The sequence below is a fragment of the Chryseobacterium sediminis genome (assembly GCF_008386505.1).
Classification (GTDB): domain Bacteria; phylum Bacteroidota; class Bacteroidia; order Flavobacteriales; family Weeksellaceae; genus Chryseobacterium; species Chryseobacterium sediminis.
In genome coordinates this window covers 256874-271072 of record NZ_VUNZ01000004.1, presented here as the reverse complement: position 1 = coordinate 271072, position 14199 = coordinate 256874, and the positions used below count along the sequence as shown (strand labels likewise).

17 protein-coding genes are annotated in these 14199 nt (G+C 35.8%); 10 read left to right on the top strand and 7 right to left on the bottom strand.

Features of this window, described 5'->3' with window-relative positions:
* Positions 1 to 4: 4 nt before the first annotated feature.
* From FW780_RS19325 to FW780_RS19300, 6 genes are all read left to right on the top strand, one after another.
* The gene (locus tag FW780_RS19325; protein ID WP_149835261.1) at positions 5 to 544 is read left to right on the top strand and encodes an NADPH-dependent FMN reductase; all 540 of its coding nucleotides are present in this window, start codon (positions 5 to 7) and stop codon (positions 542 to 544) included.
* Positions 537 to 1115 carry a TMEM175 family protein gene (locus FW780_RS19320; RefSeq protein WP_149835260.1) on the top strand — a complete coding sequence of 193 codons (579 nt, stop codon included), beginning with the start codon at positions 537 to 539 and terminating at the stop codon, positions 1113 to 1115. The genes FW780_RS19325 and FW780_RS19320 overlap by 8 nt, the downstream gene beginning before the upstream one ends.
* A 1-nt stretch (position 1116) precedes the next feature.
* Positions 1117 to 1335 (top strand): (4Fe-4S)-binding protein, encoded by a 219-nt coding sequence (locus FW780_RS19315; RefSeq protein WP_047424288.1) that lies wholly within the window; start codon positions 1117 to 1119, stop codon positions 1333 to 1335.
* Positions 1335 to 1730, top strand: coding sequence for an OsmC family protein (locus FW780_RS19310; RefSeq protein WP_047382583.1), 396 nt, complete (start codon positions 1335 to 1337; stop codon positions 1728 to 1730). The genes FW780_RS19315 and FW780_RS19310 overlap by 1 nt, the downstream gene beginning before the upstream one ends.
* 1 nt (position 1731) lies before the next feature.
* On the top strand, positions 1732 to 2019 hold the full coding sequence (locus FW780_RS19305) for a GNAT family N-acetyltransferase (RefSeq protein WP_172625744.1): 288 nt from the start codon (positions 1732 to 1734) through the stop codon (positions 2017 to 2019).
* A 284-nt stretch (positions 2020 to 2303) separates the two neighbouring features.
* On the top strand, positions 2304 to 3863 hold the full coding sequence (locus FW780_RS19300; RefSeq protein ID WP_149835259.1) for a sodium:solute symporter: 1560 nt from the start codon (positions 2304 to 2306) through the stop codon (positions 3861 to 3863).
* 68 nt (positions 3864 to 3931) lie between these two features.
* Here the strand turns inward: FW780_RS19300 and FW780_RS19295 are convergent, their stop codons facing one another.
* Positions 3932 to 6169, bottom strand: a complete 2238-nt coding sequence (locus FW780_RS19295) for a reprolysin-like metallopeptidase (protein WP_149835258.1) — start codon at positions 6167 to 6169, stop codon at positions 3932 to 3934.
* 327 nt (positions 6170 to 6496) lie between these two features.
* Between FW780_RS19295 and FW780_RS19290 the strand changes: the two genes are divergently transcribed.
* From FW780_RS19290 to FW780_RS19280, 3 genes are all read left to right on the top strand, one after another.
* A complete protein-coding gene (locus FW780_RS19290; protein ID WP_149835257.1) occupies positions 6497 to 7015 on the top strand; it encodes a hypothetical protein in 519 nt (172 codons plus the stop codon).
* Between the two features lie 107 nt (positions 7016 to 7122).
* Positions 7123 to 7977: a transketolase gene (locus tag FW780_RS19285; RefSeq protein WP_262714036.1), complete on the top strand. Its 855-nt coding sequence runs from the start codon at positions 7123 to 7125 to the stop codon at positions 7975 to 7977.
* 98 nt (positions 7978 to 8075) lie between these two features.
* Complete coding sequence (locus FW780_RS19280; protein ID WP_034697001.1) at positions 8076 to 9020, top strand: transketolase family protein; 945 nt, start codon at positions 8076 to 8078, stop codon at positions 9018 to 9020.
* Positions 9021 to 9183: 163 nt separating this feature from the next.
* Here the strand turns inward: FW780_RS19280 and FW780_RS19275 are convergent, their stop codons facing one another.
* From FW780_RS19275 to FW780_RS19255, 6 genes are all read right to left on the bottom strand, one after another.
* Positions 9184 to 9705, bottom strand: a complete 522-nt coding sequence (locus FW780_RS19275; RefSeq protein WP_241676948.1) for a hypothetical protein — start codon at positions 9703 to 9705, stop codon at positions 9184 to 9186.
* Entirely contained in the window at positions 9683 to 10162 is a 480-nt protein-coding gene (locus tag FW780_RS19270; RefSeq protein WP_149835255.1) for a hypothetical protein, read from the bottom strand. Before FW780_RS19270 ends, FW780_RS19275 begins: the two co-directional genes overlap by 23 nt.
* Before the next feature lie 125 nt (positions 10163 to 10287).
* Complete coding sequence (locus FW780_RS19265) at positions 10288 to 10821, bottom strand: DUF4303 domain-containing protein (protein ID WP_149835254.1); 534 nt, start codon at positions 10819 to 10821, stop codon at positions 10288 to 10290.
* 98 nt (positions 10822 to 10919) lie between these two features.
* Positions 10920 to 11096: a hypothetical protein gene (locus FW780_RS22525; RefSeq protein WP_167510761.1), complete on the bottom strand. Its 177-nt coding sequence runs from the start codon at positions 11094 to 11096 to the stop codon at positions 10920 to 10922.
* A 42-nt stretch (positions 11097 to 11138) separates the two neighbouring features.
* On the bottom strand, positions 11139 to 11618 hold the full coding sequence (locus tag FW780_RS19260; RefSeq protein WP_149835253.1) for a hypothetical protein: 480 nt from the start codon (positions 11616 to 11618) through the stop codon (positions 11139 to 11141).
* Positions 11619 to 11636: 18 nt separating this feature from the next.
* The gene (locus FW780_RS19255; protein WP_149835252.1) at positions 11637 to 11957 is read right to left on the bottom strand and encodes a DUF4870 domain-containing protein; all 321 of its coding nucleotides are present in this window, start codon (positions 11955 to 11957) and stop codon (positions 11637 to 11639) included.
* A 238-nt stretch (positions 11958 to 12195) separates the two neighbouring features.
* Here FW780_RS19255 and FW780_RS19250 point away from each other — a divergent pair, with 238 nt between their 5' ends.
* A complete protein-coding gene (locus tag FW780_RS19250) occupies positions 12196 to 14046 on the top strand; it encodes a helix-turn-helix transcriptional regulator (protein ID WP_149835251.1) in 1851 nt (616 codons plus the stop codon).
* Positions 14047 to 14199: the final 153 nt, after the last annotated feature.

Sequence of the window (14199 nt, the reverse complement as noted above, 5' to 3'; positions counted from 1 at the left end):
AGCCATGAAAATATTAGCATTTGCAGGAAGTACGTCTTCCACTTCTATCAACAGAGAACTTGTAAAATTTGTTCTGAAAGATTTTCAGGATGAAGAAATCAATCTGATTGACCTCAACGATTTCACCATGCCCGTTTTCTCTGTGGATCTTGAAAAGAAAGGTTTTCCGGATGAGGCCCATCAGTTTTTAAAAGCTATTGAAGAGTGTGATGTGATCATTTGCTCTCTTGCAGAACACAACCGTTCTTACAGTTCAGCTTTTAAAAATGTTTTTGACTGGTCTTCAAGGATTAATGTAAAAGTATTTCAGAACAAACCCATGCTTCTGATGAGTACTTCTCCAGGAGGATATGGCGGGGGAAATGTGATGAATACGGCAAAGACATTTTTCCCACAGTTTGCAGCAGATATCAAGGATACTTTTTCATTGCCTAAGTTCTATGAAAATTTTGATATGGAAAGCGGAGTGATCAATCCGGATATGCTGAATGATCTGAAAGCTAAAATACAAAACTTTAAAAACCAGGTTAAAACAAATGACTAAAGGAAGACTAGAGGCATTCAGTGATGGTGTTCTCGCTATTATTATCACCATTATGGTACTTGAACTGAAAGTACCTGAGGGAAATAGCTGGGCCAGTCTCAAACCTCTTCTTCCTAAATTTCTGGCTTATATTTTCAGTTTTATTTATGTAGGAATCTACTGGAACAATCATCATCATTTGTTTCAGACGGTAAAAAAAGTAAATGGCAGTATTCTTTGGGCCAATCTTCACTTGCTGTTCTGGCTCTCTCTGATGCCTATTGCTACGGAATGGATCGGAACTACAGGTTTTGCAAAAAATCCTGTTGCAGTGTATGGGATCGGGCTTATTATGGCGGCAATTGCCTATACCATTATGGAACATGTCATTATCCGGTGTGAGGGAGAAGATTCAAAGCTGAAAGAGGCTATTCACTCGAAATATAAGGAATACATCTCTATTATTTTTTATGTCCTTGGAATCGCTACTTCATTTTTTTATCCTTATATTGCCATAGGTTTTTATTATCTAGTGGCTCTTATATGGCTGATTCCGGACAGAAGAATCGAAAAATCATTAAAAGAAAATTGATATGGAAACACACGAATATCCAAACGGTAACATCACCGTCATCTGGCAGCCTCAAAAGTGTATCCACTCGGCTGTATGCGTAAAATTACTTCCCAAAGTCTACAATCCTAAAGAAAGACCTTGGATAAAAGCAGAAAATGCAAGCCCGGAAGAACTTAAAACACAGATAGACCAATGCCCTTCAGGTGCATTAAGTTATAAATTCAATACAGAAAAATAATGGCGGTAACGGTAAAAGCAAGTTTAGGAAAAACAAAATATTATACAGAAGTAACAGCCGGCGAAAACAAAATCATTACGGATGAACCGATTGATAAAGGCGGGCAGAACAAGGGTCTTAACCCCATGGAAATTCTGGCAACGTCACTGGCAAGCTGCACGGCGGCTACATTGAGAATGTATATTGAAAGAAAAGAATGGGATGTAGAAAACATCAATGTAGAAGTAGAGCTTGAAAACTTTCCATTAACAAAAAGAGCGGTTTTCAAAAGAGACATCAGCTTTGAAGGTATTCTGGATGATGAGCAGCTGAAAAGACTGCACACCATTGCTGATGCATGCCCTGTTCATAAAATATTAACCAACGATATAGAAATATTAACTAAATTCTCATAACATGATCGAAGTAAAACAAAACAACGACGAAAAACACGGAAGTTTTGAAGCTTTCATAGATGGAAGTCGCGCAGGAATGATGACGTATACCTGGGCGGGAGAAGAAAGATTTATTATAGACCACACCGAGGTGGAAGAAGCCTACAACGGAAAAGGTGTAGGTAAGGAAATGCTTCTGGCAGCAGTAGATTTTGCCAGAAAAAATGGGAAAAAGATCATTCCCCTCTGCCCTTTCGCTAAGGCAAGTTTCCAGAAAAGTGAGGAACTTCAGGATGTTTTAGTGAATTAGCCACTGTTTTCCACCCTTACAATACAAACCTTTCAGAATATTTCTGGAAGGTTTTTTTTTAAACGCAGAATACGCAATTTTTTTATTCCAAGTCCTGTTTAAAATGTTCGCAAAGGCGCTTCACTCAGCAGAAGATTCGGCTATCTATGAATATTGGGTTTTGTATTTTACTTTTTAATTTGAATTCAAAACAATATTCAAACATTTATAAAATTGACTGCTTTGTAAATTCATGATTCACGACTGATCTTTTTTATATATTTGCTAAAATTTAAAAATCAAGCATGAATTCAGGAACTATCCTTTTGCTATTTGTTTTCATTTATTTTATCGGCCTTTTGGTGATTTCTTATTTCACCAGCCGGAATTCCGATAACCAGTCATTTTTTATTGGTAACAAAAAGAGTAAATGGTGGCTCGTTGCATTCGGGATGATAGGAACCAGCTTAAGCGGAGTTACTTTTATTTCCGTTCCGGGAACTGTAGGAAAAATGACAGGCTCCGAATATATTTACGGAGGTTTTGAGTACTATATGATGGTCATTGGGTTTTTTATCGGGTATTTTATCGTTGCAGCGATATTACTCCCGTTATATTATAAAATGAACCTGACTTCTATTTATACTTATCTGGGAAAAAGATTCAATGTGGAAGCTCATAAAATAGGCTCTATCTTTTTTATTATTTCAAGGGCAATTGGTGCTACGGCAAGATTATATTTGGTAGTCAATGTTTTACAGATATTCTTACTTGAAGGATTGGGAGTTCCATTTTGGGTAACTTCTCTTGTTCTTTTGCTGATGGTACTTCTGTACACTTTTGAAGGAGGGGTAAAGACGATTGTTATTACGGATACGCTGCAGACTTCTTTTATGATTATCAGCCTTGTAGCCTGTATCGTTTATATCTTATCAAACCTGAATTTATCATTTGGGGAAGCGTACACCATTCTAGAACAGAAAAATTATACTCATTTCATCAATTTTGATCCTAATTCCAAAACATTTTTCCTGAAAACAATTTTAGGCGGAATTTTTATTACGATTGCGATGACGGGGCTGGATCAGGAAATGATGCAGAAAAATATCTCTGTAGATAATCTTAAGAATTCAAAGAAAAACATGCTGACCTTTGCAGGAACGCTTCTTATCGTAAACCTTGCCTTTTTATTCCTGGGAGGATTACTTTATCTTTTTGCATTACAGCATGGAGCAGAATACGGAACTCTGAACTCTGAAACAGTAACGAATATTTTCGGATTTAAAGATTCTGCAGGAAATATTAAAAATATAATGGGAGACGATCTTTTCCCAGCTTTATCACTTCAGGGATATTTCCCAATGACAATTTCCGTTATTTTCATTATCGGATTAATTTCAGCGTTATTCCCTTCTGCGGATGGTGCTTTAACGGCTGTAACAAGTTCGTATTGTGTAGATTTATTAAACCTTAATGAAGATAAAACCAAAACTGAAAAAGAGAAGAAACGTCTTCGTATGAAAGTACATTTGATTTTCACAGTGGTTTTCTTTATCCTGATCATGGTTTTCAAAGCATTGAATGACAAATCTATTGTTTATCTGATCATGGAAATTGCAGGATATACTTACGGACCGCTTTTAGGCCTTTTTGCTTTTGGAATTTTCACGAAGTTTCAGATTTCCAGAAAATATTCCATTCTTGCAGTGACTATTTTAGCACCTGTGCTTACCTATCTGATCAACCTGGCTGTTACAACTTATACCGATTACAAAATTGGTGTAGAGCTGATTGTTCTTAACGGACTGCTGACCTTTATTGGTCTGTGGCTGGTAAAAAACAAAAACTATTTAAGAGTCGTTTAATCTCTATAAAAAAATAAAAATGCTGTCCTCAATTGAAGACAGCATTTTTTATTGTAGTAAGTGGATTCTTATTCTTTAATCCACTTGATTGTTTTCTCCATATTTTTAGATTTAACTTTAATCAGATAATCACCTTTCACCAATTGAGACAAATCAAAAGTACCTGTTTTATCATGACTCAATTTATTATTAGCCTGAGTGAATACTAATTTTCCGCTTACATCATATACGGTCATATCATACACTTCATTTGAATTGGTAAATTTAATATTCAGAAGTCCTTTACTCGGATTAGGGTATACTACGAATACATCTTTATTTGTAGCTGTTTCATTAACGCCTAATGTTTGAGTGATCGTAAAGTTAATAGGGTTGATATTGTAAAATACATTCGTCTCTGCTGCTACCATGATTCTGGCCTGCGTAGTCGTTACATTAGGAATGGTAACGGTCTCAGATCCATCATTCGCCGTGGAACCTAGGATAAGTGTAGGATACGTAAGACCTCCGTCTGTAGAAAGGAAAATGTTTACAGTAGCACAATTTACAGGGAAAGCAGTTGTGTTCGCTACATCCCATGTTATGGTCTGAGTAGAATTACCCGCCCAGTTTACCGCTGTAGTAGGTGCAGTTACATTGAAAGGCCCTGAATTTCCATCAACAGTAATAATAGCATCATCATTGGAAACTCCTGCACATCCCGCATTATTGTCTCTTACTGTCAGCCTGAACTCCATGGTTCTGGCATAAGATGGTCTCACCTCTCCTTTGGATACAGTACCACTGATTACGTCTGTAAGTTTCGGGAAATATCTGTAAGGAACAGTTACAGGGACGTATGATCTGAATATAGCAGCATTACCTGTTGGGGCATTCCAGTCACTTGCTGGTCCCACATCGTTCTGTTCCCAGCTGTAAGTAAGCGGATTGTTATCTATGTCTGAAGCAGATCCTTCTAATCTGAACGGAGTACTCTTAGGGATGGTATAATCACCTCCTGCATTTACAGTAGGAGCGAAATTATTGGTTGGAAGTGTAACCTGACATGTAGTTGACTGAACTTTCGTTGTGATAGACTGGTATGATTTGGTATGGAAAGTAGGAATACTGTTAGGAGCTAAGTTATTTGTAGTTCCACAAATTCCGGCATACGCCATAATGGTAATTCCGCTTCCGGGTTCTACAGCATTGGCAGCGCTACGGTTTCCTCCTCCACAGCTTCCTGTAGTTGCATTGAAAGTATGTGGACCTCCAAACTGATGTCCTACTTCATGAGCTACATAATCAATATCATAAGGGTCTCCAACCGGGTTAGGGGAACCGGTGATCCCTCTTCCTTTATTGGTAGCATTACAGATTACTCCTAATCCGGCTAATCCGCCACCGCCTGTACTGAAAGTATGGCCAATGTCATAATTAGCATTTCCTATCAGTAGATCAATTTGGGTCTGGCTTTCATTGATTAATGTATTGGCATTATTATTTCCGGTAAATGGATCTGTCGTTGCATTTGTAAAGACTACATTGGCTTCATTATCCACTAATACGAGCCTTGAAGCAACTTCTTGCTCATATACTCCATTTACTCTGTTTACAGAAGTTACAATTGCAGAAAGGGCCTGCGCAACAGTAGGCGTAGCTGAGCCAGTGGCTGCAACAGCATATTCTCCTGTACAAGCTACAGCCAGCCTGAAAACTCTAATTTGAGTTCCTACGCTTGGAGCTGTGGTTTTTTGAGCGTTTTTTTTTCCTAGTGGAGTATCATCTTCATCTTTTACTCCGCATGATCTTGGGGTTTTATCAATTAAGTCACTTTTCTTATAAATGATATAATTGTTAATATCCAATTTTGCATAAGGATCAATATAAGTATCTCCCGCTACTACAGATTTGATCTGCGCATGGAATCCCAACTCGGTAAAATCCAGTTTTATAGTAGCGTATTTATCATCAATTCCCTGTCCTGTAAAAGTAACAATCTGAGGAAACTGACTGGCTAATCCAGGAGCCATTACCGAAGATTTCCAGATTCTGAATTTTGCTTTCGTACCGTCAGGCATTGGCAATACAATAATTGGAGCATTGTCTTTACGGTCATTGTCTTTTAGTTCAGGAACTGAATTAAAATAGCTTTTCATTCCGGCCACATCCAATGTGTAGGTTAATGATTTTTCCGGCTGTACGGTTCTGTTTTTAGGATCTGCTTTGATGGACCTCTCACTGATTACTGTAAAAAAGTCCTGTGCTTTCCCTGAGGAAATAGATATGACAAATATCCCCAGATAAAATAATTGTTTAATTTTCATATATAATGGTTTCTAATTTTTATTAATTCAAATAATAAGACCAATAACTAAAAAATAATCAGTTCAAGGTTTATAATTCAATATTATTTGAATTATAAAATTAATTAAATTTATTCAAATATTATATATTAAAATTCAAAAAAAAATGACATTTAGTAGTAAAAAAGCAACAATCAAGCTACCACAAAGCATTCAACACAATAGGTAAATTTCCTTTATTAAAATAACTAATTTTATAGACTTTTGTATTTTAATTATCTTTGATCTGAATTAAATAAATACATTCAAAAATTAAATAAAATAAAAAGCAACATAAACTAAAAAACTATGAAAAAAATTATCTCAATCATCATCTTTTCTTTAACATTTACATACATGAATGCTCAGGAAAATTTTGAAGTATCAACATTAAGAATCGGACCGTTTAAAGTCTTTATGCCCAAGGTTGAAGCCGAAAAAATTGCAGGAACAAAACTTACAAACTCTAATAGTGAGAAAAAAAACCTCATCAGGTATAATGGCGAAATCATCCAGATTGATCTTTTTGATAATTACATCAACGAAGCCAATCCGAGTGTTCCTTCCGTTACTTACATGACAACAAAGAGTAAAAAGTTTAAGACCAAAAGCGGAATCGGCGTTGGAAGTACCAGAGATGACCTTATCAATGCTTACAGAAATTACCCCAACTTCAGTGTACGTCCGGATTGGGACGACAATAGCAAACCTATCAAAGATTCCGGATATTTTAATATTGAAGACAGTCAGGCCGGAACACAATTAAGCTTTAAATTTGTTAATAATATTGTTACAGAAATATCCGTTTACCTCAATGAAGGCTGTTAAAAGCGGGAAAATATTCAAATCAGTCAAAATCCGGGTTTTTAGATCCGGATTTTTGCATTTCCATAAGCCGGTAAAAAATTGTAAATTCGCGTGCAAATAAATCAGACATAATGAGTAAAAGTATTGAAGAGCTAAAATCTCTTACTACGCAGATCAGAAGAGACATTTTAAGAATGGTTCACGCTGTAAATTCAGGCCACCCGGGCGGAAGTTTAGGTTGTACAGAATACTTCACAGCCCTTTATGGAAAGGTAATGAACTATAAACTTCCTTTCACAATGGAAGGCAAAAATGAAGATCATTTTTATCTATCAAACGGACACATTTCTCCGGTATTCTACTCTACACTGGCAAGATTCGGTTTCTTCCCTGTTGAAGAACTGAGTACTTTCAGAAAATTAGATTCAAGATTACAGGGGCACCCTACTACTCATGAGGGACTTCCGGGAATCAGAATCGCTTCAGGTTCTCTTGGACAAGGACTTTCTGTAGCTCTTGGTGTAGCTCAAGGTAAAAAATTAGATGGTGATCAGTCTCTTGTTTACTCTCTTCACGGAGATGGTGAACTTCAGGAAGGTCAGATTTGGGAAGCATTGATGTATGCTTCTGCTAAAAAAGTGGATAATATCATTTCTACTATCGACTACAATGGTCGTCAGATTGACGGAGATACAGATGATGTATTAAGCTTAGGAAATCTTCATGCTAAACTTGAAGCATTCGGATGGATTGTTTTGGAAGAAAAGAACGGTAATGATCTTGAAGCTGTGATTGCAATCCTTGAGAAAGCAAAAACAGAAACTGGAAAAGGGAAGCCGGTAGCAATCCTTTTACACACTGAAATGGGTTACGGGGTTGACTATATGATGGGATCTCATGCATGGCATGGTAAAGCTCCTAATGATGAGCAACTAGACGCAGCATTCAAGCAATTGTACCTAGAAGCTCCGGCTGATTATTAATTATAAATGATAAATTATTATTGATAAATGATGCCCGTAGAACTTTAAAATATTGTTAATCTGCTATCATCTATCAATGATCAAAAACTTTAGTAAAAATGAAATATACATATACAGAAAAAAAGGACACTCGTTCAGGATTCGGAGCAGGATTAGCAGAACTAGCGGACAAAAATCCTAATGTAGTAGCACTTTGCGCAGATCTTATCGGTTCTTTGAAAATGGAGAAATTCATTGAGAAAGCTCCTGAAAGATTCTTCCAGATAGGAATTGCAGAAGCGAACATGATGGGAATTGCTGCAGGTCTTAGCATTACAGGGAAAATTCCATTTACAGGAACTTTTGCTAACTTTTCTACTTCAAGAGTATATGACCAGATCCGTCAGTCTATCGCTTATTCTAACAAAAATGTAAAAATCTGTGCATCTCACGCAGGTCTTACTTTAGGAGAAGATGGAGCTACTCACCAGGTTCTTGAAGACATCGGTATGATGAAAATGCTTCCTGGAATGACGGTTATCAATACTTGTGATTATAACCAGACTAAAGCTGCTACCCTTGCGATTGCAGATTTTGAAGGTCCTGTATATTTAAGATTCGGAAGACCGGTAGTACCTGTTTTCATTCCGGAAGACATGCCTTTCGAGATTGGAAAAGGAATTATGCTTCAGGAAGGTACTGATGTAACAATTGTTGCAACAGGACACCTTGTATGGGAATCTCTTGTAGCTGCTGATGAGCTTGAGAAAGAAGGTATTTCTTGTGAGGTAATCAACATTCACACTATTAAACCTCTTGATGAAGAGATCATTCTAAAATCCGTTGAAAAAACAGGTAAGATTGTAACGGCTGAGGAACACAACTACCTTGGTGGTTTAGGTGAATCTGTTGCAGGTATGCTTGCCAGAAAAAGACCTACAAGACAGGAGTTTGTAGCGGTAAACGATACTTTCGGAGAGTCTGCAACCCCTGCTGAACTGATGAAGAAGTATAAAATTGATGCTGCTGCAGTAAAAGAAGCTGTAAAAAGAATTTTAGCTTAAGATAAGCTATTCTATAGATAAAACCCCGGCTGTTTCTTTGAAACAGCCGGGGTTTTTGTTATTGTATACCACCCCGTCAAAAATTCTTTGAATTTTCGCCACCCCTCCAAAGGAGGGGAATGGATACACATCCATTCTTCATTGTATTAGTTTTTATCCTTCATTATTGTTCTGATTGCTGATTTATGGGAATTCCAACTGCGATTAAAACGGGACATAAAATTTCTTTCACATATTCATCTTCTCTTCTGTGGGAAGCTTTTGAACCTGAAAAATAATTACTGATCCTGTAGTTTTTCACAAACTGATTTCTCTTTTTCCCGATTGAGTAATAATATCCACCTCTTTCATCATTTACAAAATAAGTCATTTCATCAAAGTTCATGAGCTTTTTGGATAGTAATAATTTTCTGTAAATACACTTCTCTGATTTATCAAAAATATATTTCACAGGAATTCTGAAAAGAAGATCAAACAGGAAGTAAATCATGTAAATTGCCCACAATCCCAATGCAATTTTGAACTGGTCTCCGGACATTTTATCCCTAAAATAATAGATGATCGCAGGAAGAGCAATGATACCCAATGCCAGCCACCATACCAAAGTACGCAGGAAATTATAATTAGGCATAAAGCTTATTTCACTTCCGTTTTCTTCAAACTTATAGCGGTCTCTGATATCCATTCTCAGGATTATTAATGTTCATTATATCTTCTGTTTCATTCACCATGTTTTGTATTCCTCTTTGTGTAAGAGCCTGACCTATGGTAAGCTGCTTTTCTTTACCATCAACTTCAAAATAAGCAGACAGCATCACGTTGGTGGTAATAAAACCCATGTATTTTGTCGCCAGCACATGGAAATTTCTGAAATTCTCTATCGGATAGGTTCTGGCCGGGACAAAAATGGTATGTTTTCCTGTAATCGTCATTCGATCCATATCAATGATGAATTTCTTAGTGAAAAAATTAACCAGAATAAGGGCTACCACAGCAATGATAACATAGCTAAGAGTCCTTACGCTGTTAAAAAGTAATCCTGCTACAACGAGGAAGATAATACAAAGCACTGTTATAAATACCGGCTGGTTTTTAAAAATATATTGGTTTCCTTCTTGTTTATAAAATTTGTAATTGTTCATAATTAATGTAATCGTTTTTACTTTAGTTTGTGATTGAGTGACGGTGATTTATAAGAGGCTTCTGAGGCAATTGTGATCGGCTTCATATGTATATATTTAAAGTGTTTTTTTAATTCGTCATGTTTTTAATTGCCCCAGGCAGCCATCCAGTTAAGATATTCACTTTTATATTCGTTATCATTAAGTCTCACGATAAGATCTTTCAGTTCATCCTCCTCAAACTCATAGTCTGAAACCATGAAAATCAGAAAAATATCTTTCCCTGTAATTTTTGTGAAAAAATTCTCATTTTTAAGTTTTTCCAGCACTTCAATACAGGTAGAAAATAACTTACTCTGAAAACCTTCAAACCATTGATCATCGTCATCATGTTTATTAAGTTCTGCTCTCAATTGAGTACAGATATCATCAAATTCTTTATCTGCACCTTCCATTTCATAAGTCCATTCTGCCGGTTCAAACTTATAATAAAAAGCATCCTCTTCATCTGCCATTTCCATTGCTTTCACTGTATTAGCAGCAGGGCATACCGTCATTGCACCTTCATCACTGTACAATGCAAAACTGTAAACTCCTTCTGCTCCATGCTTTTCATACACTTCTAAAAAAGCCTTCTTTGCAGCATTTTCTATCTGCTGTTTTAAAATTTCAAAATCCATACTTCTTTTCTTTTTTAAAATGGGCCGTAAAATTACCTTTATCCAATTAAATCAGCACATTATATTCTTTAGAAGGCTGTTCAATTTCGTGATTATGGCTATCTGTTTTTATTATACATGACCAGTCCCGGAATCAAAATAGCTGCCCCCATTAGCATAGGAACCAATTCTCCATATTTAAACAACCAGGAAGTTTCTCTGGATGGTCCTATTTTAACAACCACTACCAGGCAGAAACCTATAATAATCAGAATAATTCCTACTATTTTTTTCATAATATTAAATTTGACTGTTTATTGATCTTTCATAATTCTTTACTAAATTGTAATCGCGTTTTTAATTGTCTTTTTATTAATATCTTCCAGCTCATTCGTGATCTCCTGCATTTTTCTTTTGCTAAAAGACTGTGATATTACAGGACGTTTAAAGTGTGATACATTTTTAAAATTCGCATACAGATAACATCCTAGAGGAATAAATCCCAGCCTAAATGTCTGTAATTCAAAGCCTGCAAAATCCTCCAGTCTGTAAATGAATTTCTTTCGGTTCAATCCATTGTGCGTTACAATAAGAAGCTGATTTTCAGGATCAAAATTAACTTTTGGCGGAATAAAAGAGACAATTGTGAGCAGTATTGAAAAGATTAGCAAAACAATTCCTGTCTTCAAATAGCTGGTATTAATGATGAGCAGTATCGAAATACAAATCCAGGCAACCCCTATAATATATTGAAATGCAATATATTGCTTTACCCCATACCCCGAACTTTCTCTCTTTATATGTTTAAAATCTTCCATATCCAAAAACTTCAGATATTATCCAATGAACGAAAACTTATCTTCAAACATCTTTCCGATCAATGGTAAAGGCTTTTCAACATCATTAGCTGCATTAATAATTCCGATAATCATCAATACCAAAGGAATGAAACCAAATATTCCCAGAATTCCAATTTTGGTAGCCATCAGTATAATATTGAGAATGACAGACAAAACAATTGAAAAAATAAGCAGTCCCAGAGACTGTTTCAGATGGTATTTTAAAAGACTGTTCGATTTTTCTTTTCCGATTACAAAGGAAATTAACCATCCGATAAGGGTAATGTAAGAGACAATTGATAATGTTTTGTTGTCCATAACTTTAAAATTTTAAATTAATATTATTTGATTTTTTCTGCTCCAAAATTGCAACAGAAAAATATTACAGCTTTCTTTTCTGCAACTACAAAACATCTTCAACTCCAGTTACAGATGACTACAAAACGTCTACAAACACAAATAAAACATTGAATATCATTAAATTACAAACAAATTCCAATTATGTTTTTTAAGACAGGAAATTGACAGGTGTCTACAATTTTTGTACTTTCACCCTATGAAACTGAAGTACTCACTTTTATTTTTTATACTTTTTATCTGCACCTTATACCCTGCACAGAATATATTTATTGAAGACCTTAAAAACCAATTGAACGGAGGTCATATTTCTTCTGCAGAAAAATTCAGAATTTACAATGAGCTTACTGAATATTACAGAGTAAGTGATCAATATTCCACAGCTGAAAAATATGTTCAGCAACAACTTAATCTTGCTCAAAAAGAAAAAGATTTTGCTGAAGAAGTAAAAGCTCTTACTCAAAAAGGAATTATTAAGCTTAATCAGTCTGAGTATGATAAAGTTCCCCCCATTATTGATGCAGCGAATAAAATTGTTCAAAAAAGCAATAACAAAATAGCTGCTCTATATGCCAGCTATCTGAATATCTATTACACAAATGCTATTGGCGATCCTGAAAATACAATCAAACTGATTCAGAAAGTTCTTCCACTTATTGAAAAACAGCCTTCTGAAATCATGTTAAATGCAAAACTCAATTATCTTCTTTACGGAATTTATACGGAATGGAATGATGCTGAAAATGCTACCAAATATGCAAAAAAATCTATTGAGCTTGCCGAAAAATCAGGAAACAAAAACCTGCTCAGCTCTACCTATTCCGCTCTGGCTGTCTGTTATTCTTTTCAGTATGAAAAAAGCGGAAACTTAAAAGATCTGAAACCGGTCATAGAGATGTGTAAGAAAGCTGTTGGCCTATATCATCAATTTCCCGGACATGTTTCAGCACATGTACATGCTATGGCATTATTAAATCTTATTAATTATTATTTGAGTTATCCTGTTATGACTCCTGAAATTCGTTCTGAAATACAAAATAACGCCAATGAAATACTGAACCTCACCCAACACACAACTCTTAATCAGGGTATGCAGGCGGGAGCGCTTGGAGTGTTGAGCAATCTGGCTTCACGGGATCAGAATGATGCTTTATCAGAACAATATCTGTTGAAAGCTGAGCAGATTCTTCTTACTCAGCAACCAGTTTATTATCATGTAATGATTAATGTGGTAAAAGACCTCGCCCAGCTGTATGCCAAACAAAAAAATTATCAGAAGGCGTTTGAATATGAGTCAAAAGTAACGGAATACAGCAATCTTCTTTTTGATGAAGGACAGGCTGAAACCGCAAAAAGACTGGAAGCTCAGTATCAGTCTCAGAAAAAAGAATCCGAACTGAGATCTCTTACCGAGAAAACCGCCAGTCTGAAAAAAGAAAAACTTCTCTATATCGGGTTAGGAATTATCGGACTCATCGGTGCATTTTTTATGTTCCGTTCTTATCATTTTAAGCTCCGTTATTCTATAGAAAGAGAAAATAAGCTTGATACGGAAAAACATGAAGCAGAAATGCAGATCAAACTTCAGGAGGAAGAGCAGGCAAGGTTAAGAGCTGAACAGGAACTTCTTACCCTCCAGCAGCAAAAACTTCAAAGTGAGGTATTAGCCAGCCACCTTCATATTCAGCATAAAAATGAAGTTCTTCAACAGCTTCAGACTCAACTGTCGGATACGGATATTAATATTCATCAGGTTGTAAAAGGAGAAAACCGTGTTGATAATGATTTTGAAAAGATCAGATTCACCATTCAGGAACTGCATCCGGATTTCTTTAAAAACATCAATGAAAGGGCTAAACAAAAGCTTACTGCTCTGGATTTGAAATACTGTGCTTATATCTATCTTGGGATGGATACCAAACAAATAGCCAACCTTCTGAATGTAGAACCAAAAAGCGTGAGGATGACCAAGTACCGTTTGAAAAAGAAGTTCGGACTGGATGAAAATACGGCTTTAGAATCTTTTTTTCAGGGAGTCTTTTCTGAGTAACGATAAGGAGATTTTACCTTTATATTAAACTGTATAAGCTTTTCAACATCGAGTTGAAAAGCTTCATTTTTATGACTCACTAAATATCTATTTGGATTAGTTTGCCTGAAATCAATGCTTTTTTGTAAGATATCATAAAGTTAGCCTCCTATT